A 24,618-nucleotide genomic window follows, 5' to 3' on the forward strand; every position below is an offset into this window, starting at 1 on the left:
GCGTGGCTTAACAATCCAACGCCAGGGAATCGGGCGCAACCCCCTCGGAAGTGGGGTATGGGCGCCGCCCGCGCCCATACAAGGCTCCGCGGCATGCCGCGGCCCGGCCTGCTGCCGCGTCGTGTCGTCCATGTGACACTGCCGCAACGTGGAGCCCGCCGGTGCGTGGGCGGGCCACGCAACCGTTTCGTGCTCCGTCCCCCGGCGGGCACTTTTTTTTTCATGGCGATTCTGGAAGGAGGATGCACTCGGCCAACAACCGGATTCCCCCCGGCGCAGGCGTCGCCGCCGCTTCGTGGGCGGAGCCGCTCAGGCCGGATGAAGCGGATGTTCGGCGCGGATGCCGTGCTTCTGCATCAGCCGATACAGCGTCACGCGCGAGACCGCCAATTCGCGCGCCGTCATGCCCATGTGAAAGCCGTTGCGGGCGATGGCGGTACGGATGGCATCCGATTCGGCGCCTTCGCGTGCCTCTTCCAGCGTCTGGCCCGACACCGAGGCGTAGCCCTCCAGGTGAAGATCGGCGGCCGAGATCTTGCGGTTATCGGTCATCACCAGTGCGCGCCGGACACGGTTGATCAGTTCGCGCACGTTGCCGGGCCACGGGTAGTGCATCATCGCGTGCAGCGCGCACGGGGTGAACCCGCGGATGCGATGCGAAGCCTCGCTCGCGTGCTGGGCAAGGATGTGCTCGGCAAGCAGGACGATGTCGCTGCCGCGCTCGCGCAGCGGCGGGACCGACAGCGTCAGCACGCACAGCCGATGGAACAGGTCGGTGCGAAAGCCACCGTGGTGCTGTGCGGCCTCCAGGTCCACGTGCGTAGCCGAGATGATGCGGATATCCAGCGGAATGGCCTGATGTCCGCCCAGCCGCGTAATAGTGCCTTGCTGCAGGAAGCGAAGCAGGCTGACCTGGCTCTCCAGCGGCAGGTCGCCGATTTCATCGAGGAACAGCGTGCCGCCATTGGCATGCTCGACCCAGCCGATGTGGCGCTGGTGCGCGCCCGTGAACGCGCCTTTCTCGTAGCCGAACAGCTCGGACTGGATGAGGTGCGGTGGGATCGCGCCGCAATTGATGGCGATGAACGGTCGGCTGGCACGCGCCGACGCTTCATGAATGGCCTGTGCGGTCAGTTCCTTGCCGGTGCCCGACTCGCCCGCGATGAAGGCCGGCGCACTGTTCTGCGCAACCTTGCGGATGGCGCGGAACAAGTTATGCATGGCAGGACACTCTCCGAGCATGCGCGCGTGAGTCGGTTTCGGTGCCGGCGCGACGTCCTGAGCCAGCGCCGCCATGCCCCACGCATGACGCAACGAGTACGCAACCTCGTCCGTGCGCAACGGCATCTGCACGTAGTCGACGCAATAGTCGCGCACCAGCCTGCGCACGCGTTCATGGCTCAGCATGGCCTGGGGCAGGGCCGCGACCCAGCCGACTTGCGGCACCTGCATGCAGCGCTCCAGCAGGTCCAGCTCGGCGGCCGAGAAGCTGCTGCCAAAATCGACCAGTCCGGCCTTGGGGCCGCCATCGCGGATCGCACAGCCCAGTTCGCGCACCGACGTGACGCGCCGCACACGCCAGTCGGCGCCCAGGATCGTCTCGTCAATCTCCCCCAACCCTGCGCGTGACGCCACCACGACGGTTCGGCACGCAGCAGTACATTCCAGCGACTCATTGCGCATGGTTTCCCCCGTTCGATTTTTGGTGGTGACTTCATCCTGACCGGCGGCTCGGCCGGGCCAGGCTTGCAGTATGGTTGCGGGGTTTCGCTTTGGCGATGACGTTTAAGGACGATGAACGCAAACGCTTGCGCCCGCGTCTCATAATGCGAATGAACTATCAGCGTGCGCAAATGGCCCGGAAGGGTTCCCCCAGGAGGCGAGCACGGGTGACGCCGCCAAAAAAAAACGCACCCCGGGAGGTGCGTTTTTTCGTCATGCGGGCGGAGGATCAGCCGCCGCGTCGCATCATGTCGAAGAACTCGGCGTTGTTCTTGGTCGACTTGAGCTTGTCAAGCAGGAATTCCATCGCCTCGACTTCATCCATGTCGTGGATGAACTTGCGCAGGATCCACACCTTCTGGAGGATGTCCGGCTTGATGAGCAGTTCCTCGCGGCGCGTGCCGGACTTGTTCAGGTTGATGGCCGGGTAGACACGCTTCTCGGCCAGGCGGCGCTCCAGGTGCACTTCCATGTTGCCGGTGCCCTTGAACTCTTCATAGATCACGTCGTCCATGCGGCTGCCGGTTTCGATGAGCGCCGTACCGATGATGGTCAGCGAACCGCCTTCTTCCAGGTTGCGTGCGGCACCGAAGAAACGCTTCGGGCGCTGCAGCGCGTTGGCATCCACACCACCGGTCAGCACCTTGCCCGAGGTGGGCACCACGGTGTTGTAGGCGCGGGCCAGGCGCGTGATCGAGTCCAGCACGATCACCACGTCCTTCTTCAGCTCCACCAGGCGCTTGGCTTTTTCGATGACCATTTCGGCCACCTGCACGTGACGCACGGCCGGCTCGTCGAACGTAGAGGCCACCACCTCGCCGCGCACGGTGCGCTGCATTTCGGTCACTTCTTCCGGACGTTCGTCGATCAGCAGCACGAACAGTTCGGCTTCCGGATGGTTGGCCGTAATGGCGTGCGCAATGTGCTGCAGCATCACGGTCTTGCCCGACTTCGGGCTGGCGACCAGCAGCGCGCGCTGGCCCCGGCCGATCGGGGCAATCATATCGATGATGCGGCCGGTGATGTTCTCTTCGGCCTTGATGTCGCGTTCGAGCGTGAGCGGCTTGTTCGGGTGCAGCGGCGTCAGGTTCTCGAACATGATGCGGTTCTTCACCGCTTCCGGCGGCTGGCCGTTGACCTTGTCGACCTTCACCAGCGCGAAGTAGCGCTCGCCATCCTTCGGGGTGCGGACTTCGCCTTCGATCGTGTCGCCGGTGTGCAGGTTGAAGCGGCGGATCTGCGACGGGCTGATGTAGATGTCGTCCGTGCTGGCCAGGTACGAAGTCTCGGGCGAACGCAGAAAACCGAAGCCGTCGGGCAGCACCTCGAGCGTGCCGTCGCCGAAGATCGTTTCGCCCTGTTTCGCCTTCTTCTTCAGGATGGCAAACATCAATTCCTGTTTGCGCATGCGCTGCGCGTTGTCGATCTCCAGCTGTCCCGCCATTTCCAGCAATTGGGACACGTGCAGGGATTTCAGTTCTGTCAGATGCATAGACGAAAGAATGGGAATGGCCCGAACGGGCGGCGAAACGGGAAAACGCGGGGAGGGGGAAAAAGGTCGAGCGAACGCTCGGGGAAACAGATTGGCTGCAATCTTAGCACAACGCTGGCGGGCTTCCAGGCGAAAGCGCGCCAGCGTGTGCGGAGGCGGCTCAGAGACTGCGCGCCGCCTCGGAGCCCGAAGGCTTAGACGTGGCTGTCCAGGAAAGCGGTCAACTGCGACTTCGACAGCGCGCCCACCTTCTGGGCGGCCACGGCGCCGTTCTTGAACAGGATCAGCGTCGGGATACCGCGAATGCCGAACTTGGCCGGAACCTGCTGGTTGTCGTCGACGTTGATCTTGGCGATCTGGATCTTGTCGCCGTAGTCCTTGGCGACTTCGTCGAGGATCGGGGCGATCATCTTGCAGGGGCCGCACCATTCGGCCCAGAAGTCGACCAGCACGGGTTTATCGGACTTGAGCACGTCGGCCTCGAAAGACGCGTCGCTCACATACTTGATCTGTTCGCTCATGGCGGGAACCTCTGTTATTTCGTAAAAGCTGGCGACGTGCGCCGAACCCATACATTACACGATTACGCGAGCCGGCGTGCATTGGCGCCACTGCCCGCGCGGATGCTGCTGATATAGTACCGGCGCGCCCATTTTCAATCGTTGATTGTGTCTATCGCGCCAATAGCCGCAGGTTGAAGGCCACGGGCTGCGTTTCCTTTCTCGCCACTTGATCGACGCCGCATGCAGACGCTTGCTTTCGCGCCAGGCCCAGCATTCCTTTCGCGTGCCGCCGACGCGGCATGGCGCTTCCTGGATGCGCATGCGCAGTCTTCTGCGGCGCCGTCGGGGCAGGCCACCGTTGTCGTGCCGACGGCAGCGCAGATTCCTGGCGTGCGCAATGCGCTGCACGCGAGCGCCCAGGCTTCGGGCACGCCGCGGCTGCTGCCGCGCATTGTGACGCTGGGGCATTGGCTGCTCGATTTGCCGCCCGAGCCCGATGCGCCCGCCGCACGTGCGCCGCTCTCGCGGCTGCTGGCGGTGCAGCAGGCACTGAAGACCCAGGCGTGGCTGCGCGAAGCGCTCGGTGCGCAGGACGATGCGGCACTTTGGGGCGTGGCGCAGGTGCTGGTGACCGTCTCCGATGAACTCTCACAGCGCTGGCTGAACCTCGATGCCACGCATGGCGACGCGCAGGGCCGCTCCGATGAACTCGAAGCCGTGCTGGCCCAGGCGCTGGAGCGTACCTATGCGCAGTTGTCGGAGCGGTTTCTTGGCACCGAATCGCGCATCGTCCTGACGTTCTGGCGGCTGCTTTCCAGCGCCGCCGATCCGATCCCCATGCGGCTGCGCGCCATGCGGCGCCTGCTTGCCGAGTTGCGCGGCCCGATCGTGTGGATGAGCCCGACCGACCCGGACACCGTCGAGTTCGATTTTCTGCAGCGTGCCGCTGAACGCGTGCCGGTGCTGGTCGTCGGCTATGACTGGCATGCAGGGCAGGCGCAGTCTGCCTCCGCGCCCGCCACGCATGCCGATTTCCGCCATCTGCTGCTCCATGCCTGGCCCGAATGCGCCACACCGGGCCACCACGAGGATGACGACGCCGATGACGCGCTTGGCGCACCCGCCGTGCACATCGCAGGGGCCGCACGGTTTGAAGACGAGGCCGCCTTTGCGGCGCATACGCTCGTCGCGTGGCTGAATGCCGGACGACGCTCGCTCGCGCTGGTGGCGCAGGACCGCATCGTCGCGCGGCGCGTGCGGGCGCTGCTCGCTCGCGTGAACGTGCCGGTGCGGGATGAGACCGGCTGGAAGCTCTCCACCACGCGTGCGGCCGCCGCGCTGATGCGCTGGATCGATGTGGTGCAGGGCGATGGCGATACCGCAGCGTTGCTCGATTTCGTCAAGAGTCCGTTCTGCCTGCGCGATACGCAGGCCGGCACCGGTACGCCGGCATGGGTGGCGGAACTGGAGCGCCGCGTCCGCCGCCACAACGTCACGGGCGGCTGGGGGCGCTTGCGTCGGCTGGTGGCAGATCGCGACGCTCAGGATGCCGACGCCGCTTCTGGCGCCGCGCAGCCGAGCCGCCTCGCTGACCGCCTCGGCCTGTTGGCGGACGAGGCGGCGCTGTGGCGCCGGGCCGGCAACGCCACGCTCGACGCCTGGGTAACGTTGCTGGCCGGTACGCTCGACCGCCTGCACATGCGCATCGGCCTGCAGAACGACGACGCGGGCCGTCAGCTGCTCGACTGGGTGGACCGTCTGCGCATGTCGGTGCATGGCAGTCCCGATGCGGGGGCGCGCTTCTCGCTCGCCGAGTGGCGCTCGCTGCTGTCGATGCTGCTGGAATCGGCCGTCTTCAGCGAGCCGGCGCCGCCGGCCGATCGCCGCGTGGTCATCCTGCCGCTCAACGGCGCGCGGATGCGGCGCTTCGACGGCGTGGTCGTGGTCGGCTGTGACGACGCCCAGTTGCCGTCTGCGCAGCCCGAGTGGCTGTTCTTCTCCAACGACGTGCGCCGCGAACTTGGCCTGCCTGACCGCGCACAGCGTTTTGCGCAGCAAGCGCGCGATTTGGCCGAGGTGCTGCTCAACCAAGAGGAAGTCGTGCTGACCTGGCAGCGTCACGGCAGCCGGGGCGAGCCCAATCGGTTGTCAGGCTGGCTCGAGCGGCTGCAGCGCCGGCTGGCCGTGGCGGGCGTACGGATCGAGACGCCGGTCGTCCTGCCCAACCTGCAGACGTCGAGCCGGCCGACCGATATGCCCGCACCCGCGGCGCCCGCGCTCGTGCCATCGACGTTGAGCGCCGCCGCCTACAACAGCCTGCGCCGGTGTCCGTACCAGTTCTTCGTCGGCCGCATGCTGCGGCTGGGCGAGCTGGAGGAGGTGTCCGATGAGCTCGAGAAGCGCGATATCGGCGAGATCCTCCACGCGATCCTCCATCGTTTCCACCAGCAGTTGCGCGAGACGCCGAAGCACGACCCCGTAGAGCGGCAAGCCCTGCTGCAGGCGCTCACCGACGCGCATTTCGGCCCGTTGCTGGCCGAAGACGGCAACGCGCTGCGCTTCTATCGGCGCTGGCAGGCGGTGATGCCGTCATACCTTGCGTGGCAGGCTGCGCGCGAAGCCGACGGCTGGCGCTTTGAGGCGGGCGAGATCGACGCCGAGACATCGACCACGCTGCCCGGCGAACGTGTCCTGCGCCTGCGCGGCCGCATCGACCGCGTCGATGTACACGACGAGCATGGCATCGCGGTGCTCGACTACAAGACGCAGTCGCCCATGGCGCTCACACGGCGCGCCAAGGCCCCGTTCGAGGATTGCCAGCTGCCGTTCTACGGTGTGCTCGAGCCCCGCGCCGGGGCAGGCGGCTGGGTCTCGCTCGATGGCGAGGCGCGTGGTGATCAACGCGACGTTGCGCTGCCGGATTTCACGCAGATCGTCGACTGGCTGATCGAACAAATGCAAAAAGACATGGCTGCGCTGGCGGCTGGTGCACCGCTGCCGGCGTTTGGCGATGAATCCGCGTGCCGCTACTGTGCGGCGCGAGGGTTGTGCCGCAAGGGGTATTGGACCGATGGCGCACCACGTGAACCGGAGGCGCAGGCATGAGCGACCACGCGTACGAACGCGACGGGTCGCCGGTCTCGCCGGAAGACTTCTCGCGCGCGGCATGCGACCCGCGGCGCTCCGTCGTGGTCGAAGCATGCGCGGGCAGCGGCAAGACGTGGCTGCTGGTCACACGCATGCTGCGCCTGCTGCTGGCTGGCGCCGCGCCGTCCGACATTCTGGCCATCACGTTCACGCGCAAGGCCGCTGAAGAGATGCGCCAGCGTCTGTTGGACATCCTCGCCCAACTCGCCAGTGCCGATGACGCGGGCGTGGTGCGCGAACTGATCGCCCGCACGGTCGACGAGCGCGAGGCACCGGCGCTGATCGACACGGCGCGCTGTTTGTATGCGCGCGTGCTCGAGTCGCCTTCGCGCATGGCGATCGACACGTTCCATGGCTGGTTCGGCTCGCTGCTGCGCGGTGCACCGCTATCGTCCGGCGTGCCGCAGGGCGCGTCGCTGCGGGAAGATGCCGGGCGGCTGCGCCGCGAGGCTTGGGCACCGTTCTGGCGCGGCCTCCTCGCAGAAGATCAGGCCGAGCTGCGCGCTGCATATGAGGCGCTTGCCGACCTCGTCGGCGATTTCCAGGCCGGCCGCCTGCTCGACGCGATGTTCCATCAGCGCAGCGATTGGTGGGCCTACAAGACGCAAGCAGGCGCACAGCCGCTCGATGCGCTGGAAGACCTGCTTGGCGAAGATGCGACGACCGATCCGTTGATCGAAGCGCTGCAGGACGCAACGCTGCTGGCCGACATGCTGCGCGTGTCGCGCTGGCTGGGGCAGGGTGGCGCGGCGGAAGGCAAGCGCGCGGTGGCGATCGAGTCGGCCGTCACGGCGGCGCGCGGCATCGACGTGTCCGATGAAGCGGCTCGTGCGCAGGCGTTCGATACGCTGTTCGCGGCGTTTCACACGCAGGCCGGCAAGGCGCGGGCCTGCAAGCCGACGAAGGCACTCATCAAGGCCGTCGGGGACGAACATGCACAAACGCTGGTCACGCTGCACACCGCGCTGTGCGAAGCGCTGGCCGTGGTGCAGGCGCGCCGGCAGGAGGCCCGCGTGCGCGCCGTCAACGCGGCGTTGTTCACGCTCGGCGATGCGCTCATCGACCGCTATCAGGCCTACAAGCGACAGGCGCGCGCCATGGACTTCACCGACCTCGAATGGGAAGCCGCTCGCCTGATGCAGCAGGAAGACACGGCTGCCTATCTGCAGGTGCGGCTCGATGCGCGCTACAAGCATCTGCTGCTTGACGAATTTCAGGATACGAACCCGATGCAGTGGCGCATCCTCCAGGGGTGGCTGCGCGGTTATGAAGGCACGGGCATGCGGCCGAGCGTCTTCCTGGTCGGCGATCCGAAGCAGTCCATCTACCGTTTCCGCCGCGCCGATGCGCGCTTGTTCGATGCGGCGCGCGAGATGCTCGTCGCCGAGTTCGGCGCCACCGTTCTGCGTACGAACCGCACGCGCCGCAATGCGCCGGCCGTGCTCGAGTGGGTCAACGCCGTCTTTCTGCAGGCGCGCGCGCGCGGCGATTATCCGATCTACGCCGAGCAAAGCACCGCCGTGGATGCACCCGTCGGCCAGGCGCTGTTGCTGCCGCTCGTGCCCGTACCCGAGGCCGCGCAGGCCGACGACACCACACCGCGCGACACCCTGAGCGAACCGCGCGAAGAGGCCGGCGATTCGCAGCGGTATGAAGAGGGCCGCCAGGTGGCAGCATGCCTGCGCGCGCTGCACGCGGGCGAGCGTATCCGCGAAAACGGCACCGAGCGCGCCGTCTGCTGGCGCGATTTCCAGTTGCTCGTGCGCCGCAAGCGCTACCTCGCCGATTACGAACGCGCGCTCCGCGATGCCGGCGTGCCGTATCTGAGCCCGCGCCGCGGCGGCTTGCTGGCGACGCTCGAGGCGCTGGATCTGTGTGCGCTGCTCGATTTCCTGATGACGCCGCAGGCGGATCTGTCGCTCGCACACGTCCTGCGCAGCCCCATCTTCGCCGTCACCAACGATGACCTCATCGCGCTCGCCGGGTCCGGTGAAGGCGGGGGGGGCACGACCTGGTGGGACCGCCTGACCACACTGGCAGGCCGCCCCGATACCGCATCTGCGCTGGTTCACGCGCAGCGCATGCTGGCGCGCTGGCTGGCCGTCGCGCCCACGCTGCCCGTGCATGACCTGCTCGATCACATCGTCTACACCGGCGAACTCAAGCGCCGCTATGCCGAGCGCGCCCCAGCCGCCAACCGCGACCAGGTGCTGGCCAACCTCGATGCGTTCCTGAAGCTCGCCCTGGACCTGGATGGCGGCCGTTACCCCAGCCTGCCGAAGTTCATGGCGGAGTTGCGCGCCATCCGCCAGGGTGATGACGAAGAGAGCCCCGATGAAGGCGTGCAAGGCGATGCCGCGGAAGCGCCCGACGCGATCGACGCCGAAGTCGCCAGCGAAGGGCTGGATGCCGTGCAGATCCTGACCGTCCATGCCTCGAAGGGGCTGGAGGCGCCGTTTGTCGTGCTGCTCGACAGCCATCACAGCGACACCCGCGCAGACACCACCGGCATCCTCATCGACTGGCCCCCTGGTGCCGATGCGCCGACGCACTTCTCCGCATTCGGCAAGGCCGCCGAGCGGGGTCGTGCGCGTGATCCGCTGTTTGCCGCGGAGCAGGCGCTTGCCGCACGAGAAAACTGGAACCTGCTCTACGTGGCCATGACGCGTGCGCGGCAGGGGCTGATCGTCTCCGGCGTGGCCAACAAGCGCGATGCCGCCGCCGCGCAGTCGGTCGACGAAGGCGAGGTGCCCGACATCGACGGCAGCGCAAGCTGGTACACGCTGCTCGCCACGGCCGGCGTGGCATCGCCGGCGCCGATGATGGATGCTGCTGTCGCAGAGACCGCCGCTGCCGCGCAAGGTGAAGTCGTCTCGTACCACGATTTCCGCGCGCCGCTTACGGTGACCGTGCGCGTGGGTGGCGCAGGCATGCAGGCCGAAGGCGCGGACGCTGTCTTCGACCAGGGCGCCGTGGCGCAAGGTGAATTGCTGCACGCCGTGCTGGAGCGCCTCACGCGGCACGGACGGCCCGAACGTGCCCCGGACGCCGCCACCATCGCGCGCTGGTTCGGTGCGAGCGGCGTGACGCAAACCGATGCCGCACGCGCCGCCGACGCCGTGAGCCGCATGCTGTCGGCCGACGCGTTGGCCCATGTGTTCGATCCCGCGCGCTTTGACGCCGCACATAACGAGATCGAGCTGTTCGGCCCCGACGGCGCACTGTTGCGGATCGACCGCCTGGTCCAGCGCGGTAACGAGGTCCTCGTCGTCGATTACAAGCTGCGCCTGCTGCCCGTTGAGCGCGCAGCGTACGCCGAACAGCTGCGTGGGTACGTGGCCGCGGTCACGCCGATGTACCCAGGCTGCACGGTACGCGCCGGCGTGGCAACCGCTGCGGGCGAATGGATCGATCTGGAATCGTTGCCCAAGCCTGCGCAGTCGGCCGATGACGGCACGCAGCGGGCGCTGTTCTGAAGCGAACAGGACTACCAAAGAAGGGGAGGGGCAATGCAGAAGGGAAAAGGGAAGGGGGACGAGCCTGACCCTCGGCACTGGCGGAAAACGGCTGTGGCTGCTTCGTTCCCGACCTGACCAGGTTGACCGCGCCGCCATGCGAGGAGGCCCGTCCGACCGCCATTGTAACCGACTCGCATGGCCGCACCCGAATATCCTTGCAATCCGCTCGGTGCGCATGATGTTTCACCGTCGATCAGCGCGTCGGAAATTCAACCCGCTTTGCTACAATCCCCCGCATGAGTTATCAAGTGCTCGCCCGCAAGTGGCGCCCTCGCGATTTCACCACGCTGGTCGGTCAGGAACACGTGGTGAAAGCGCTCACGCATGCGCTCGAACAGCAGCGTCTGCACCATGCTTACCTGTTCACGGGCACGCGCGGTGTTGGCAAGACCACGCTGTCGCGCATTCTTGCCAAATCGCTGAACTGCGTGGGCGCCGACGGGCACGGCGGCATTACCGCACAGCCCTGCGGCGTGTGCCGTGCATGCACGGAAATCGACGCCGGGCGCTTCGTCGATTACATCGAGATGGACGCCGCCTCCAACCGCGGCGTCGACGAGATGGCGCAACTGCTGGACCGTGCGGTCTACGCCCCGACGGCGGGCCGCTTCAAGGTCTACATGATCGACGAAGTGCACATGCTCACCAACCACGCCTTCAACGCGATGCTGAAGACGCTGGAGGAGCCGCCCGAGCACGTCAAGTTCATCCTCGCGACCACCGACCCGCAGAAGATCCCGGTGACGGTGCTGTCGCGCTGCCTCCAGTTCAACCTCAAGCAGATGCCGCCGGGGCACATCGTGTCGCACCTCGACCGCATTCTCGGTGAAGAGGGGATCGCTCACGAGCCGAATGCGCTGCGCCTGCTGGCCGCCGCCGCCCAGGGCTCGATGCGAGATGCACTGTCGCTCACGGACCAGGCCATCGCGTACAGCGCAGGCGAAGTGAGCGAGGCTGCGGTGCGAGGCATGCTTGGCGCCATCGACCAAAGCTATCTGGTGCGCCTGCTCGATGCGCTTGCCGACGAGAACGGCGCTGCACTCATTGACATCGCCGACGAGATGGCGGGCCGCAGCCTGAGCTTCTCGGGTGCGCTGCAGGACCTGGCATCGCTGCTGCAGAAGATCGCGCTGGCGCAGGTCGTGCCCGCTGCCGTGCAGGACGACTGGCCGGAGGCAGATGATGTGCGCCGCCTCGCAGAGCGTTTCGACGCGCAGTCGGTGCAGCTGTTCTATCAATTTGCCAATCTCGGCCGTAATGAGCTTGCCCTCGCGCCGGACGAGTACGCCGGCTTCACGATGACGCTGCTGCGCATGCTGGCGTTCCAGCCCGGTCAATCCGGGGGCGATGCGCCCCCGCCTTCGGGCGGCGGCGCGAAGCAGCGGGCAGTGCCATCGGCTGCGGCCTCGGCCGCGTCTGAGCGTGCGGCGGCGGTGGCATCGTCTGCTCCGGTGGCGGCTGCTCAGGCAGCGCCTGCTGCGACGCGCCCGGCGCCGGTGGTCGAGGCGCCGCGTGCGGCGTATCAGCCAACCGCATCGGTTTCTGCGTCGGCCCCGGCCGTTGTCGAGGCGCCCGCGGCAGCCCCGGCTGCACCGGTCCGCCGCTCGCCGGCCATGGAGGCATTGGCTGCGGCGCGTCAGGCGTCGAGCCGCGGCCGTGGCGGTGCGTCCGCGCCGGCCGCCGCCGCGGCCCCGACACCCGTGGCGCGACCGGCGACCGCAGGCCCGCGCCCGAACCCCGTCGCGGCACCGGCATCGCCGCCACCGCGCCGTGAGTCCCGCGCGCCGGCCGCCCCGGCGGCCCCAGCCGCCGACGATGGCCCACCGCCGTGGGATGAGATGCCGGGCGAATTCGCGTCGCCGTCTCTGGAGGACATCGACGCGGCCTTTGCAGGTTGGGACGCGGCCTCCAGCGCGCGGCCCGGCACGCCCGAGCCTGCACGTCCGGCGCAGATTCAGGCGCCGGCGGTTGTATCGGCTCCTGCCCGGGCCAAGGTTGCGGAGCCCGTGGCGGAGGCGACGCCCCCGGATCTGAGCGCAAGCGGGCTGCCCGCATTCGATGGCAATTGGCCCGCGCTGGCCGCGCGCCTGCCGATGCGCGGCCTGGCCCAACAGCTGGCGTATCAAAGCGAACTCGTGGCCGTGGAGGGCGCGACGATGCGCCTGCGCGTACCCCTGCCTGCGTTGACCGAGGCCGGTGTCGTCGAACGGCTCGAGGCTGCGCTGAGCGAGCATTTCGGTACGCCCGTGCGCGTGGCGTGCGACATCGGTGCCGCACGCGCGACCGCCGCCGCTGTGGACGCCGAGCAGCGTGCCCAGCGTCAGCGGGACGCAGAAGAGGCGATTGCCGCCAACCCGTTCGTGCAGGCGCTCGTCCGGGATTTTGCCGCTCAGGTGATCCCCGGTTCGATTCAACCGCACGCGCACTGACCCGCATTCAGGATTCCACACCCAACACCGGCGCGCCTGCACGAGCGGCACGCCCTGCATGACCCATTCCAAGGAGCAACGACCATGATGAAAGGCCAGATCGCCGGGCTGATGAAGCAGGCCCAGCAGATGCAGGAAAACATGAAGAAGATGCAGGAACAGCTCGGCCAGATCGAGGTGGAAGGCGTGTCCGGCGCCGGCCTCGTGAAGGTGGTGATGACCTGCAAGAACGACGTGAAGCGCGTGTCCATCGACCCGAGCCTGCTGGCCGAGGGCGAAGACAAGGACCTGCTGGAAGACCTGATTGCCGCCGCCTTCAACGATGCCGTGCGCAAGGCCGAGGCCACCACGCAGGAGAAAATGGGCTCCGTCACGTCGGGCCTGGGCGGCATGGCGGGCATGCTGCCGCCGGGCTTCAAGCTGCCGTTCTAAGCCGCTGCGCCATGGTGCTGGAGTCTGCGCTGCTGCACGTCAAACCGGGTCAGGAGGCTGCCTTCGAGGCGGCCTTTGACGAGGCGCGCCACATCATCGGCGCGATGCGGGGCTTTGTTTCGCTCACGCTGTCGCGCTGCCTGGAAAAGCCGGGCGACTACCTGTTGCTCGTGCAGTGGCAGACACTGGAAGACCACACCGTCGGTTTCCGGCAGTCCGCCGAGTACCAGCGCTGGCGCGCGCTGCTGCATCACTTCTATGAGCCGATGCCGGAAGTGCTGCACTACACGGCCGTGACGGAGCATCCGTGATGCGCGCGGGTCCGGGTACGCCCTCGGCGTTGCAGATGCTGGTGGAAGCCTTGCGCGTGCTGCCGGGCGTGGGCCCGAAGTCGGCGCAGCGCATGGCCTACCACCTCCTGCAGCATGACCGCGAAGGGGCTTCGCGGCTGGCGCAGGCGTTGGCCGAGGCAACGGAGGCCATTCACCACTGCAGCCGCTGCAACACCTTTACCGAGCAGGAAGTCTGCGAGACCTGCCTCGATCCGCGCCGCGATGCATCGTTGCTCTGCGTGGTCGAAACGCCTGCCGACCAGATGATGATCGAGCAGACACTGACCTATCGCGGACAGTATTTCGTGCTGATGGGGCGGCTCTCGCCGCTGGACAACATCGGCCCCAAGGAAATCCATCTCGAACGCCTGCTCGCCCGCGCGACCGACCCGGCGCTGGGCGGTCCGTGCTCCGAGGTCATTCTCGCGACGAACTTCACCAGCGAGGGCGAGGCCACCGCGCACTACATCGGCGAAATGCTCAAGGCGCGCGGCATCAGGGCGACGCGGCTGGCGCGCGGCGTGCCTGTCGGTGGTGAACTCGAATATGTGGATGCGGGCACCATCGCCCGCGCGGTGCTCGATCGGCGCCAGCTCTAGGCTGACGCCCGGCCGTCAGAATTCGGTATGCAGGCGCGTGCCGAAGAAGACCGCCGGGCCGCGGTCCGCGTTGTAGCCGGGGTTGCGGATCCACTGCACGTCGGCGCTGATCCACAGGTGCTTGGCCGCCTGGAAGCTGTAGAACGCCTCGACGATCTGCTCGGGCGCGTAGTTCAGCTTGCCATCGCCCAGAAAGACGCCCATGCCGCCTCGCTGCAGGTAGCGGCGATGATCCGGCGACAGCATGTTGATTGCGGCCGCTACGCCGACCGTATCGTCCGTGCGGCCCCACTTGCTGCCTTTGACCAGTGTGCCGAATGACACCGAGCGGTCGATTTCGGTAAACGCATAGGTTTCCGTTTTGCCATCCGCCCACGACGCACGTGCGAATACGCCGATGTCGTCGTTGATCTGCTGTTCGGCGCCGACGCCGATGCCGACCTTGGCGTGCCCGCGCCGCACGAGGTTGACGTCCGGTGCGCTGCCGGTCGATTGGCCAAGGGCGATGGCGTCGTCATAGCGCGCCATGTCGGCCTTGTTGCGGAAGAGCATGACGCGCAGCTTGCCCGGCTGCCCGGCCAGCGTGTGGCTGCGTTCCACTTCGAAGACGTCGCCGTAGTGCCGGCCGATACGCGTATCGAGCGCCAGGCCGTTCGATTCGGCCGGCTGGATGAAGCGGCCCAGGCGGTAGGCCCAGTCGCCGTCGTAATACTCCAGCGCGGCGCCCCAGGTGTAGCCACGGGCGTCTGCGGCATAGTCGAACGCGCCATGCGTAAGGAACGACCAGTTCAGGAACTGCGTGCGCGGGTCATGGGCGTACGTCACGCTGTCGAATACATCGAGCACCGAGAAATTGCCTGCCGTGAAGACGAGCCGCCGCTTGTCGACGGGGCCGGCAAACTGGTTCATGTCGGGCTCCTGGTCTTCGCTGCCGCCGCCCAGGCCCACGGTCTGGCGGAAGAACGCGCGTGCCCGATACACGGTCGGGTCGGGCCCGGCCGTCTTGGCCAGCTCGCCGTTGCTGAAGCCGGCCAGCCCGTGCAGGCCGGAGAAAGGCTGCCCGAACGCGATTTCCGGGTTGATGTGGACTTCCGCGCCCTTCCACAGGCGCATGCCGAGGTCGAGCGTGGTCGTGACCGAATAGCTGGCAGTCGATCGGCCCGACAGGCTGTTGGGGCCGCTGTACGGCGAATGGAACGACAGGTCGTGCTGCCACACGTACGTGGCCTGGCCATGCACGGCGAAACGGTCCGGATCGCTGATCGCCCAATGCGTTGCGTCGTCGTCCGCAAAGGCCGGGCTGGCGCAGAGCATCAAGGTGGGCAGGGCGGTCAGGCAAAGCAGGCGTGATGGGAACAGCAGCATGGCAGGAAGCGGTGAGAACGCCGTTAGAATCCTTCTGCAATCAGACGGTCTGTGAACGGCCAAAGTCCGCCATGTTAACCACGGGCGGGTGACGGCCGCATGAAACAGCATGGAACGTGCCGCGATCTGACGTCTGATGTTGCATCTTTTCCACCTCCAGCTCCCACGATGAACCTCGCCCGCTTTGATCTCGTCACCCTCGGCCTGTTTGTGGCGGTGGCTCGGCTGGGCAGTATCTCGGCCGGCGCACGGCAGTCGCATCTGGCGGTAGCGGCGGCCAGCAAGCGGATTTCCGACCTCGAAGCGGCCGTGGGCGCGCCGCTGCTGTATCGCCACGCAGCGGGCGTGGAGCTGACCGAGGCCGGCCAGGCGTGCTTCCGCCATGCCGTGGGCATCCTCCAGGACGTCGAGCGCATGGCGGGCGCGCTGTCGGACTTTGCGGCTGGCACGCGCGGGCTGGTGCGCGTGTGGGCCAATACCTCCTCGATCACGCAGTTCCTGGCCGACGACCTGGCTGCCTTCATGCTGGCCAACCCCGCCATTCGCATCGCGCTGGAGGAGCAGGACAGCGGCGATATCGTCGCGGCGCTGCGCGAGAACCGCGCAGACCTTGGCATCTTCGCGGCCGGCACGCCATGCGAGGGGCTGCAATGGTTCGACTACCGCGAGGACGACCTCGCCCTCGTGACGCCGCGCAACCATCCGCTGGCCGGCCGCAAGCACGTGCATTTTGCCGATGCGGTGGACTTCGATTTCGTCAGCCTGCCGCCCGGCACGTCGCTCGCGGCGCAATTGCTGGAGGAAAGCCAGCGCATGGGCAAGCCGCTGCGCCTGCGCATCCAGGTGCGCAGCTTTGAGGCCGTCTGCCGCATGGTCGCCTCCGGGCTGGGCGTGGGCGTGCTGCCGCGCATTGCCGCGCAGGGGCATGTGTCGAGCCTGCCGGGCGCGGGCCTCGCGCTGGTGCCGCTGCAGGACGAATGGGCGCATCGCCGTCTGCTCGTGGGCGTGCGCGACCCCGATGCGCTGACCAGTTCCGCGCGTCTTCTGATGACGCATCTGCTCGGCAACCCTGCTGCGCTCTGAATTCAACGCTTTCCATACCGATCCATGTCGACTCAGGTTTTGCAGAACATCCGCGTGCTGGAACTCGGGCAACTCATCGCCGGGCCGTTCGCCGCCAAGACGCTCGCCGATTTTGGCGCGCAGGTCATCAAGATCGAGCCGCCGGGGCAGGGCGATCCGCTGCGAAAATGGCGGATGCTGCATGAGGGCACCTCGGTCTGGTGGGAAGCGCAGTCGCGCAACAAGCAGTCCGTCTGCGTGGACCTGCGCGTGCCGCAGGGGCAGGACGTGGTGCGCAAGCTCGCCGCAGAGGCCGACGTGCTCATCGAGAACTTCCGCCCCGGCACGATGGAGAAGTGGGGGCTGTCGTACGAAGCGCTGTCCGCCATCAACCCGAAGCTCATCATGCTGCGCGTGTCGGGCTACGGCCAGACCGGACCGAAGCGCGACGAGCCCGGGTTTGCCGCGATTGCCGAGGCCATGGCAGGCCTGCGCTACCTGACCGGCGAGCCGGGCCGCCCGCCCTCACGTGCCGGCCTGTCATTGGGCGACACGATCGCCGGCCTGCATGGTGCGCTGGGGGTGCTGCTGGCCCTGTACGAGCGTGACGCGCGCGGCGGCAAGGGGCAGATGATCGACGTGGCCCTGTACGAGTCGGTCTTCAATCTGACCGAGAGCCTGCTGCCCGAGTATTCGGTCTTCGGCGCCATCCGCCAGCCCGCAGGCGGCGCGCTGCCGGGCATTGCGCCGTCCAACGCGTATCGCTGTGCCGGCGGGGAGTACGTGCTGATCGCCGCCAATGGCGACAACATCTTCCGCCGCCTGATGCTCAAGATGGGGCGGCCTGATCTCGCTGACGATCCTTCCCTTGCCCGCAACGACGGCCGTGCCGCGCGCGCCGAGGAGATCGATGCCGCCATCAACGCCTGGACGGCCACATTGGCCATCGGCGACGTCCTCGCCGCGCTGCATGAGGCCGAGGTGCCGAGTGGCCCGATCTACACCGTCGCCGACATTGCCGCCGACCCGCATTACCGCGCACGTGGCGTGATCGAGACTGTGCGCACGCAGTCCGGCATCGACGTCGAAATGCCTGGGGTCGTCCCGAAGCTCTCGGCGACGCCAGGGGTCGTGCAGGCCAGCGCTCCGCGCCTGGGCCAGCACACGCGCGACGTGCTGCGCGGCCACGGCCTGACCGACGCGCAGATCGACGCGCTGGTCTCGCAAGGCATCGTGGCTGAGGCGAACGGTTAAACAGCTAGGACGATCCCGCATATTGGGTTGCAAGCCATTACGGTAATATCGCCGCCAGGGCAGTGAACGCCGCAGAACAGGAGACGAGCATGGGGACACGAGGCATCGGCCGTTGGGCGAAGTGGATTGGCGCGGCGTGGTGCGCAGCGAGCCTGCTGGCAGCCAGCCCCGCCGTCCTGGCGCAGGGCAAGCCTGAAAGGAGCAAGGTCACCATCGCGGTGGGCGGCAAGGCGTTGTTCTACTACCTGCCGCTGACGATCGCCGAACGCCTCGGCTACTTCAAGGATGAAGGCCTGGACGTGGAGATCGTCGACTTTGCCGGCGGCGCGAAGGCGTTGCAGGCGGTGGTTGGCGGCAGCGCCGATGTGGTGAGCGGCGCGTATGAGCACACGCTGGTGCTGCAGGCCAAGGGCCAGGCGTACCAGGAATTCGTGCTGCAGGGTCGCGCCCCGCAGATCGTGCTGGCGGTCAACAACAAGACGATGCCCAACTACAAGTCGATTGGTGACCTGAAGGGCAAGAAGATCGGCGTGACGGCACCGGGCTCGTCGACCAACATCATGGTGAATTACGTGCTGGCGCGCGCCGGCATCAAGCCGAACGAGGTGTCGATCATCGGCGTGGGGGCAAGCAACGGCGCCATCGCCGCCGTGCGCGCCGGCCAGATCGACGCGCTGGCGAACCTGGACCCGGTCATGTCGATGCTCACGCAGAAGAACGAGGTGCGCGTGGTGTCCGATACCCGCACGCTGGCGGACACCAAGGCGGTGTTCGGCGGCAACATGCCGGCAGGCTGCCTGTATGCGTCCACCGCGTTCATCCAGAAAAACCCCAACACCACGCAGGCGCTGACCAACGCCATGGTGCGGGCGCTCAAGTGGCTGCAGAAGGCGGGCCCGTCGGACATCGTCAAGACCGTACCGGAGTCGTACCTGCTGGGTGACCGCGCGCTGTATCTGGCAGCGTGGGACAAGGTGCGCGAGGCCATCTCGCCCGACGGCACGATGCCTGCCGACGGCCCCGCGACGGCGCTGCGCACGTTGTCCGAATTCGATGCAGAGGTGAAGGGCAAGGCGATCAAACTTGACCAGACCTTCACCAACGCCTTCGTGCAGAAGGCCAACGCCAAGTACAAGTAAGCCTCACAGGCTTTCGGCAACGCGCCCGGTTTCTGCCGGGCGCATTGTTTTTGGACCACACATCATGTCCCATCCAGCGCTTTCGTTCGATCGGATCACCTGCACCTTCATCTCACCCGACGAACCGGGCCAGCGCTACACCGCCGTCAAGGACACCACGCTCGATGTGCAGGCCGGCGAGTTCGTCTCCGTCGTCGGGCCCACCGGTTGCGGCAAATCCACGTTGCTGAATCTCGCGGCGGGGCTGCTGCAGCCGTCGTCCGGGCAGGTGCGCGTGTTTGGCGAGCCGCTGGTCGGTATCAACCGCAGCGCGGGCTACATGTTCCAGTCCGAAGCCCTGATGCCTTGGCGCAGCGCGCTCGACAACGTGCTGGCGGGGCTGGAATTTCGCGGCACCCCGGACAAGGAAGCACGCGATCTGGCGATGTCATGGCTGGCACGCGTCGGCCTGGGCGGGTTTGAAGACCGTTATCCGCATCAACTGTCGGGGGGCATGCGCAAGCGCGTGAGCCTGGCGCAGACGCTCGTACTCGACCCCGACATCATCCTCATGGACGAGCCGTTCTCCGCGCTCGACATCCAGACGCGCCAATTGATGGAGAACGAGGTGCTGGACCTCTGGGCCGCCAAGCGCAAGGCGGTGCTGTTCATCACGCACGATCTGGACGAGGCGATTGCGATGAGCGACCGCGTCGTCGTGCTGGCCGCAGGGCCTGGTACGCATCCGATTGGCGAATTCGTGATCGATCTGCCGCGCCCGCGCGACGTGGCAGAGATTCGCGACCAGGCGGGTTTTGTCGACCTGCACGCGCGCATCTGGGATGTGCTGCGTGAAGAAGTGCTCAAGGGCTACGCGCAGCATCGCCGCGTGGCGTGAACCGAATCCGATCGATCGTACTCATGGCAAATCGTCCGCTTTCCTCTTTCTCGCTGCGTGCGTGGCAGCTTGGCCTGCTGGTCGCCACGCTGGCTGTCTGGCATTTCGCTACGCGTTCGCAACAGGTCGCGTTCTTCTTTGGCGAGCCGATCATCGTGGCTCAGCGCATCTGGGCGTGGTTCGTGACCGAGGGCGATATCTACCTGCACCTCGGCGTGACGCTGGCCGAGACGGTGCTGGCCTTCGCCATCGGCACGGCGACAGGCCTCGGCGCAGGGCTCTGGCTGGCGCTGAGCCCGGCGGCGTCTGCCGTGCTGGACCCGTACATCAAGGCTGCCAATTCGATGCCGCGCGTGATCCTGGCGCCGATCTTTGGCGTGTGGTTCGGCTTGGGCATCTGGTCAAAGGTGGCGCTGGCGGTGACGCTGGTGTTCTTCATCGTCTTCTTCAACGTCTACCAGGGCGTGAAGGAGGTGAGCCCGGTGGTGCTGGCCAACGCACGCATGCTCGGAGCGTCGCAGCGGCAGCTGCTGCGTTTCGTCTATCTGCCGAGTGCCACGAGCTGGGTGTTCTCGTCCCTGCATACGTCGGTGGGCCTCGCGTTTGTGGGTGCGGTGGTGGGCGAGTACCTCGGCTCGGCGCGCGGCGTGGGCTATCTCATTCTTCAGGCCGAGGGCACGTTCGACATCAACACCGTATTTGCGGGCATCGTCGTGCTGACCGTATTTGCGCTCGTGCTCGACTGGCTGGTGGGCCTGGTGGAAAAACGCCTGATGCGCTGGCAGCCGAAGACGGGCGAGACCGAAAAACTCTGACCGTCCGCACATCCCATCGACCCTGCAGAAAGCAGGGTCATGCAGCTAGACGGTCGGTCTACTATAATCCAACCCATCATGAGCAAGCACCCTGGACCCGCCACCGCAGAAGGCGCCGAAGCCCGGCACGACACGCGCGACCGCATTCTGGCCGCCGGCGCCGAGCTGATCCTCGGCCGCGGGTTCTCGGCGGTCGGGCTGGCGGAGATCCTCGGGCGTGCCCAGGTGCCCAAGGGCTCGTTCTATTACTACTTCGCGTCGAAGGAAGACTTTGGCGCGGCGATGCTCGAGCGTTACTTCCAGGATTACGACGCGGGTGTCGTCAGCCTCTTCAACGACACGCGGCTGACTGCACGCGAACGCCTCCTGCGCTACTTCACCGCCTGGATCGACTTGCACGAGCGCAGTGCGTGTGAACTCACCTGCCTGGCCGTCAAGCTTTCCGGTGAGGTGTCGGATCTGTCGGAGCCGATGCGCAAGGTGCTCTCCGCGGGCATGAAGCGCATGGTCGCGCGGATCGAGGCGGTCATCTGCGCCGGTGTGGCCGATGGCTCGCTCCCGCCCGTGGCCGATGCGCATGCACTGGCCGAGAGCCTGTACGGCATGTGGATGGGCGGCGCGCTTCAGGCAAAGGCTCACCGGTCCACGTCCCCCTTCAGGAGTTGCCTGGCGCAGACCGAAGCACTGCTGGCGCCCCCGACGCATTGATCGCGAGGCACGTTCCTCGCTTTTTTAAACGTCCGGTTCTAGATGACCGGTCGAATAGTCAAACCCTGCTGTCCTTTTTGTAGGAGCCGAGATGCCTCAACAATTGCTGTCCCCCATCCAGGTCGGTCGCACGACCCTGGCCAATCGCGTCGTGATGGCGCCGCTCACGCGGTCCCGCGCAGGCCAGCCTGGCGATGTGCCCACCGAGTTGAACGTGACGTACTACGCGCAGCGCGCCACGGCCGGCCTCATCGTAACGGAAGCGACGCAGATTTCCCGCCAGGGCCAGGGCTATGCCTGGACGCCCGGCATGTACACCGACGCGCAGGAAGCCGGCTGGAAGGCGGTGGTGGACGCCGTGCACGCCAAGGGCGGCCGCATTTCGCAGCAGCTTTGGCACGTGGGCCGCATTTCGCACACGCTGCTGCAGGAGAACGGGCAGGCGCCGGTCGCGCCGTCGGCCATTGTCGCCAAAGGCGCTCAGAGCTTCGTTGTGCAGCCCGACGGCACAGCCGCCAACGTGCAGACCAGCGAGCCCCGCGCCCTGGCCACGGAAGAGATCCCGGGCATCATTGCCCAGTACCGTCAGGCTGTGCTGCGCGCGCGGCGCGTGGGTTTCGATTTCGTCGAAATCCATGCCGCCAACGGCTACCTGCTTCACCAGTTCCTGTCGACCAACAGCAACCAGCGCACCGATCAGTACGGCGGCTCACTCGAGAACCGCGCGCGGCTGATCCTCGAAGTGGTCGACACCGCCATCGCGGAAATCGGCGCCGATCGCGTGGGCATTCGCCTGTCGCCGCACTTTGTCGCGCATGACATCGCCGATGCGCAAGCCGAGGCCAGCGCCCTGTATCTCGCGCGCGAACTTACCAAGCGCGGCATCGCTTATCTGCACATCGCCGAGCCCGACTGGGCAGGCGGCCCCGAGCTGTCCACCGACTTCCGTCGCCAGTTGCGCGATGCGTTCAAGGGCACGCTCATCGTTTGCGGCAACTACACCGCGCAAGAGGGCGAGCAGATGATCGCTTCCGGCCTGGCCGATGCGGTGGCATTTGGCCGGCCGTTCATCGCCAACCCCGATCTGGTCGCACGCTTCCGCGCCGGTGCGGAGCTCAACAAGCCGGACCGCTCGACCTTCTACGGCGGTCGGGAAAAGGGCTACACCGATTACCCCACGCTGGAAGCCGCCGCCTGATCCGGTATCGCCGCAAAGACAAAACCGCGCTGGGCAACGAACCCAGCGCGGCTCTTGTTCCGTCTGCGGTGCGAACGCTCAGGGTTGGATCACGACCTTGCCCGTCACCTTGCGCGCCGCCATGTCGAGCAGCGCCTGCGTGGTCTGCTCCAGCGGGTAGCGCGCCGAGATGTGCGGGCGGATCTTGCCTTCGCCCATCCACCCGAGCATCTGCGTCATGTTGGCCAGATTCGCCTTCGGCTCGCGGCGCGCGAATTCACCCCAGAACACGCCCACCAGCGATGCGCCCTTGAGCAACGCCAGGTTCAGCGGCATCTTCGGAATCTCGCCGTTCGCAAAGCCGACCACGAGATAGCGGCCGCGCCAGGCGATGGAGCGGAACGCCGGCTCCGCATAGATGCCGCCGACCGGGTCGTAGATCACGTCGGGGCCCTTGCCGTCGGTCAGTGCCTTGATGCGCTCGCGCAGGTCTTCTGTCGAATAGTTGATGAGTTCATCGGCGCCGTGCTCTTTGCACACGGCGAGCTTTTCGTCGCTCGATGCCGCGGCGATCACGCGTGCGCCGATGGCCTTGCCGATCTCGATGGCGGCCAGTCCGACGCCGCCGGCGGCGCCCAGCACCAGCATCGTTTCGCCGGCCTTCAACTGCCCGCGGTCCACCACGGCGTGGTGCGACGTGCCATAGGTCAGGGTGAAGGCGGCAGCGGTGTCGAACGCCATGCCGGGCGGCATCGGCATGACGACCTTGGCCGACGCCTTCACCTGCGAAGCAAACGCGCCCTGGCCCAGGAAGGCGATCACATGGTCGCCGGCCTTCACATGCGACACGCCTTCGCCCACCGAATGCACCACGCCCGCGACCTCAGAGCCCGGCGTGAAGGGCAGTTCGGGCTTGAACTGGTACTTGTTCTGGATGATCAGCACGTCGGGAAAATTCACTCCCGCGGCCTTCACATCGATGACGACCTCTCCGGCGCCCGGCGTGAGATCGGGCAGGGTTTCAATGACCAGCGATTCGGGCGGGCCCCAGGTCTTGCAGACGACGGCTTTCATGAGTGTCTCCTCGACAGTCTTGCGTTGGATTGTTCGCCATCTCGCATGCATCGCACGCGATTCCGTCTGGCAGTGTAACCGAATAAAAGCACGATCGTTCGATTTGATCGGGGCGCCTGCCGACTCGGCGTGCAGATGCATTTTTGCGGATGTGTACAACGTTCCCGGAGCGCGAACCACGCACGCCGCTCGGTTACAATCCGCGCCATGCATATTCTCATTGCCAATGACGACGGTTACCTCGCGCCTGGTCTCGCGGCGCTCGCCCGCGCGCTTCGTCCGCTGGGCCGCGTGACCGTGGTGGCGCCGGAACAGAACCATAGCGGCGCATCCAACTCGCTCACGCTGCAGCGGCCGCTCTCGGTGTTTGAAGCGACCGAAGGCGCGCAGAAGGGCTTCCGCTTCGTCAACGGCACGCCGACGGACTGCGTGCACATCGCGCTCACCGGCATGATCGAAGAGAAGCCCGACCTGGTGGTGTCCGGCATCAACCAGGGCCAGAACATGGGCGAAGACGTGCTGTACTCCGGCACCGTCGCGGCCGCCATCGAGGGTTATCTGTTTGGCATCCCGTCGATCGCGTTTTCGCAGGTCGACAAGGGATGGACACATCTCGATGCCGCCGAGCGCGTCGCGCGTGAAGTCGTCGAGCGATATCTCTCCGACCCGCTGGAGGGATCGGTCCTGCTCAATGTCAACATTCCCAACGTACCGTACGGCGAGCTGGCAGGCTGGCGCGCGACGCGCCTGGGCAAGCGGCACCAGTCGCAGCCGGTGATCCGGCAAGCCAACCCGCGCGGTGAGCCCATTTACTGGGTGGGCGCCGCCGGCGACGCCAAGGATGCCAGCGAAGGCACCGATTTCCATGCCGTTGCCCACGGGTTCGTTTCGTTGACGCCGCTGCAGCTCGATCTGACCGATACGGCGCAGCTGCGCAGCGTGCGCCGCTGGCAGACGCCCTGAGAGAGACGGA

19 protein-coding genes and 1 other RNA gene are annotated in these 24,618 nt (G+C 66.7%); 14 read left to right on the top strand and 6 right to left on the bottom strand.

The annotated features are described in order from the left end of the window. Window positions 1-309: 309 nt before the first annotated feature. The 3 genes from TK49_RS10035 to trxA form a co-directional block, all read right to left on the bottom strand. Window positions 310-1,683 carry a sigma-54 dependent transcriptional regulator gene (locus tag TK49_RS10035; RefSeq protein WP_045786553.1) on the bottom strand — a complete coding sequence of 458 codons (1,374 nt, stop codon included), beginning with the start codon at window positions 1,681-1,683 and terminating at the stop codon, window positions 310-312. 268 nt (window positions 1,684-1,951) lie between these two features. Further along, a complete protein-coding gene (gene rho, locus TK49_RS10040) occupies window positions 1,952-3,214 on the bottom strand; it encodes a transcription termination factor Rho (RefSeq protein ID WP_045786554.1) in 1,263 nt (420 codons plus the stop codon). Window positions 3,215-3,408: 194 nt separating this feature from the next. Continuing rightward, the gene (trxA, locus tag TK49_RS10045; protein ID WP_045786555.1) at window positions 3,409-3,735 is read right to left on the bottom strand and encodes a thioredoxin TrxA; all 327 of its coding nucleotides are present in this window, start codon (window positions 3,733-3,735) and stop codon (window positions 3,409-3,411) included. Between the two features lie 222 nt (window positions 3,736-3,957). On the opposite strand from trxA, the gene TK49_RS10050 reads away from it, so the two are divergent. Together TK49_RS10050 and TK49_RS10055 are read left to right on the top strand one after the other, a co-directional pair. Then, the gene (locus TK49_RS10050) at window positions 3,958-6,822 is read left to right on the top strand and encodes a PD-(D/E)XK nuclease family protein (RefSeq protein WP_045786556.1); all 2,865 of its coding nucleotides are present in this window, start codon (window positions 3,958-3,960) and stop codon (window positions 6,820-6,822) included. Beyond that, entirely contained in the window at window positions 6,819-10,340 is a 3,522-nt protein-coding gene (locus TK49_RS10055; protein WP_045786557.1) for a UvrD-helicase domain-containing protein, read from the top strand. Before TK49_RS10050 ends, TK49_RS10055 begins: the two co-directional genes overlap by 4 nt. A gap of 54 nt (window positions 10,341-10,394) precedes the next feature. Here TK49_RS10055 and ffs read toward each other — a convergent pair. Further along, an RNA gene (gene ffs / locus TK49_RS24135) (signal recognition particle sRNA small type) lies at window positions 10,395-10,493 on the bottom strand. A 125-nt stretch (window positions 10,494-10,618) separates the two neighbouring features. Between ffs and TK49_RS10060 the strand changes: the two genes are divergently transcribed. The 4 genes from TK49_RS10060 (at window position 10,619) to recR (ending at window position 14,174) form a co-directional block, all read left to right on the top strand. Next, window positions 10,619-12,811 (top strand): DNA polymerase III subunit gamma/tau, encoded by a 2,193-nt coding sequence (locus TK49_RS10060; protein ID WP_045786558.1) that lies wholly within the window; start codon window positions 10,619-10,621, stop codon window positions 12,809-12,811. Between the two features lie 84 nt (window positions 12,812-12,895). Further along, window positions 12,896-13,243 (top strand): YbaB/EbfC family nucleoid-associated protein, encoded by a 348-nt coding sequence (locus TK49_RS10065; RefSeq protein ID WP_045786559.1) that lies wholly within the window; start codon window positions 12,896-12,898, stop codon window positions 13,241-13,243. Between the two features lie 11 nt (window positions 13,244-13,254). Next, window positions 13,255-13,554: an antibiotic biosynthesis monooxygenase family protein gene (locus tag TK49_RS10070; RefSeq protein ID WP_045786560.1), complete on the top strand. Its 300-nt coding sequence runs from the start codon at window positions 13,255-13,257 to the stop codon at window positions 13,552-13,554. Beyond that, window positions 13,554-14,174: a recombination mediator RecR gene (recR, locus tag TK49_RS10075; RefSeq protein WP_045786561.1), complete on the top strand. Its 621-nt coding sequence runs from the start codon at window positions 13,554-13,556 to the stop codon at window positions 14,172-14,174. Before TK49_RS10070 ends, recR begins: the two co-directional genes overlap by 1 nt. A gap of 15 nt (window positions 14,175-14,189) precedes the next feature. Here the strand turns inward: recR and TK49_RS10080 are convergent, their stop codons facing one another. Beyond that, complete coding sequence (locus TK49_RS10080; protein WP_045786562.1) at window positions 14,190-15,539, bottom strand: carbohydrate porin; 1,350 nt, start codon at window positions 15,537-15,539, stop codon at window positions 14,190-14,192. Window positions 15,540-15,707: 168 nt separating this feature from the next. Here TK49_RS10080 and TK49_RS10085 point away from each other — a divergent pair, with 168 nt between their 5' ends. From TK49_RS10085 to TK49_RS10115, 7 genes are all read left to right on the top strand, one after another. Continuing rightward, the gene (locus TK49_RS10085) at window positions 15,708-16,622 is read left to right on the top strand and encodes a LysR substrate-binding domain-containing protein (protein ID WP_045786563.1); all 915 of its coding nucleotides are present in this window, start codon (window positions 15,708-15,710) and stop codon (window positions 16,620-16,622) included. A 24-nt stretch (window positions 16,623-16,646) separates the two neighbouring features. Beyond that, window positions 16,647-17,855: a CaiB/BaiF CoA transferase family protein gene (locus TK49_RS10090; protein ID WP_045786564.1), complete on the top strand. Its 1,209-nt coding sequence runs from the start codon at window positions 16,647-16,649 to the stop codon at window positions 17,853-17,855. Window positions 17,856-17,944: 89 nt separating this feature from the next. Then, entirely contained in the window at window positions 17,945-18,994 is a 1,050-nt protein-coding gene (locus tag TK49_RS10095; RefSeq protein ID WP_045786565.1) for an ABC transporter substrate-binding protein, read from the top strand. Between the two features lie 64 nt (window positions 18,995-19,058). Next, window positions 19,059-19,871: an ABC transporter ATP-binding protein gene (locus tag TK49_RS10100; protein WP_045786566.1), complete on the top strand. Its 813-nt coding sequence runs from the start codon at window positions 19,059-19,061 to the stop codon at window positions 19,869-19,871. A 23-nt stretch (window positions 19,872-19,894) separates the two neighbouring features. After that, the gene (locus TK49_RS10105; protein WP_045786567.1) at window positions 19,895-20,686 is read left to right on the top strand and encodes an ABC transporter permease; all 792 of its coding nucleotides are present in this window, start codon (window positions 19,895-19,897) and stop codon (window positions 20,684-20,686) included. Window positions 20,687-20,764: 78 nt separating this feature from the next. Beyond that, a complete protein-coding gene (locus TK49_RS10110; RefSeq protein ID WP_045786568.1) occupies window positions 20,765-21,394 on the top strand; it encodes a TetR/AcrR family transcriptional regulator in 630 nt (209 codons plus the stop codon). A 91-nt stretch (window positions 21,395-21,485) separates the two neighbouring features. Further along, entirely contained in the window at window positions 21,486-22,592 is a 1,107-nt protein-coding gene (locus tag TK49_RS10115) for an alkene reductase (RefSeq protein WP_045786569.1), read from the top strand. A 78-nt stretch (window positions 22,593-22,670) separates the two neighbouring features. Here TK49_RS10115 and TK49_RS10120 read toward each other — a convergent pair whose 3' ends face one another. Beyond that, the gene (locus tag TK49_RS10120; protein WP_045786570.1) at window positions 22,671-23,645 is read right to left on the bottom strand and encodes an NADPH:quinone oxidoreductase family protein; all 975 of its coding nucleotides are present in this window, start codon (window positions 23,643-23,645) and stop codon (window positions 22,671-22,673) included. A 207-nt stretch (window positions 23,646-23,852) separates the two neighbouring features. Here TK49_RS10120 and surE point away from each other — a divergent pair, with 207 nt between their 5' ends. Beyond that, window positions 23,853-24,608, top strand: a complete 756-nt coding sequence (gene surE / locus TK49_RS10125; protein WP_045786571.1) for a 5'/3'-nucleotidase SurE — start codon at window positions 23,853-23,855, stop codon at window positions 24,606-24,608. The last annotated feature ends 10 nt before the right edge of the window (window positions 24,609-24,618 follow it).

The organism is Ralstonia mannitolilytica, from assembly GCF_000954135.1.
In the GTDB taxonomy this organism is placed as follows: domain Bacteria; phylum Pseudomonadota; class Gammaproteobacteria; order Burkholderiales; family Burkholderiaceae; genus Ralstonia; species Ralstonia mannitolilytica.

What these genes read in the sequence shown, in the direction of transcription:
- surE (WP_045786571.1), top strand. Translation starts at nt 23,853, where the DNA reads ATGCATATTCTCATTGCCAATGACGACGGTTACCTCGCGCCTGGTCTC.
- TK49_RS10100 (WP_045786566.1), top strand. Translation starts at nt 19,059, where the DNA reads ATGTCCCATCCAGCGCTTTCGTTCGATCGGATCACCTGCACCTTCATC.
- TK49_RS10120 (WP_045786570.1), bottom strand. Translation starts at nt 23,645, where the DNA reads ATGAAAGCCGTCGTCTGCAAGACCTGGGGCCCGCCCGAATCGCTGGTC.
- TK49_RS10050 (WP_045786556.1), top strand. Translation starts at nt 3,958, where the DNA reads ATGCAGACGCTTGCTTTCGCGCCAGGCCCAGCATTCCTTTCGCGTGCC.
- TK49_RS10105 (WP_045786567.1), top strand. Translation starts at nt 19,895, where the DNA reads ATGGCAAATCGTCCGCTTTCCTCTTTCTCGCTGCGTGCGTGGCAGCTT.
- TK49_RS10070 (WP_045786560.1), top strand. Translation starts at nt 13,255, where the DNA reads ATGGTGCTGGAGTCTGCGCTGCTGCACGTCAAACCGGGTCAGGAGGCT.
- TK49_RS10085 (WP_045786563.1), top strand. Translation starts at nt 15,708, where the DNA reads ATGAACCTCGCCCGCTTTGATCTCGTCACCCTCGGCCTGTTTGTGGCG.
- TK49_RS10060 (WP_045786558.1), top strand. Translation starts at nt 10,619, where the DNA reads ATGAGTTATCAAGTGCTCGCCCGCAAGTGGCGCCCTCGCGATTTCACC.
- TK49_RS10090 (WP_045786564.1), top strand. Translation starts at nt 16,647, where the DNA reads ATGTCGACTCAGGTTTTGCAGAACATCCGCGTGCTGGAACTCGGGCAA.
- TK49_RS10055 (WP_045786557.1), top strand. Translation starts at nt 6,819, where the DNA reads ATGAGCGACCACGCGTACGAACGCGACGGGTCGCCGGTCTCGCCGGAA.
- TK49_RS10115 (WP_045786569.1), top strand. Translation starts at nt 21,486, where the DNA reads ATGCCTCAACAATTGCTGTCCCCCATCCAGGTCGGTCGCACGACCCTG.
- TK49_RS10080 (WP_045786562.1), bottom strand. Translation starts at nt 15,539, where the DNA reads ATGCTGCTGTTCCCATCACGCCTGCTTTGCCTGACCGCCCTGCCCACC.
- TK49_RS10065 (WP_045786559.1), top strand. Translation starts at nt 12,896, where the DNA reads ATGATGAAAGGCCAGATCGCCGGGCTGATGAAGCAGGCCCAGCAGATG.
- TK49_RS10035 (WP_045786553.1), bottom strand. Translation starts at nt 1,683, where the DNA reads ATGCGCAATGAGTCGCTGGAATGTACTGCTGCGTGCCGAACCGTCGTG.
- trxA (WP_045786555.1), bottom strand. Translation starts at nt 3,735, where the DNA reads ATGAGCGAACAGATCAAGTATGTGAGCGACGCGTCTTTCGAGGCCGAC.
- recR (WP_045786561.1), top strand. Translation starts at nt 13,554, where the DNA reads ATGCGCGCGGGTCCGGGTACGCCCTCGGCGTTGCAGATGCTGGTGGAA.
- TK49_RS10095 (WP_045786565.1), top strand. Translation starts at nt 17,945, where the DNA reads ATGGGGACACGAGGCATCGGCCGTTGGGCGAAGTGGATTGGCGCGGCG.
- TK49_RS10110 (WP_045786568.1), top strand. Translation starts at nt 20,765, where the DNA reads ATGAGCAAGCACCCTGGACCCGCCACCGCAGAAGGCGCCGAAGCCCGG.
- rho (WP_045786554.1), bottom strand. Translation starts at nt 3,214, where the DNA reads ATGCATCTGACAGAACTGAAATCCCTGCACGTGTCCCAATTGCTGGAA.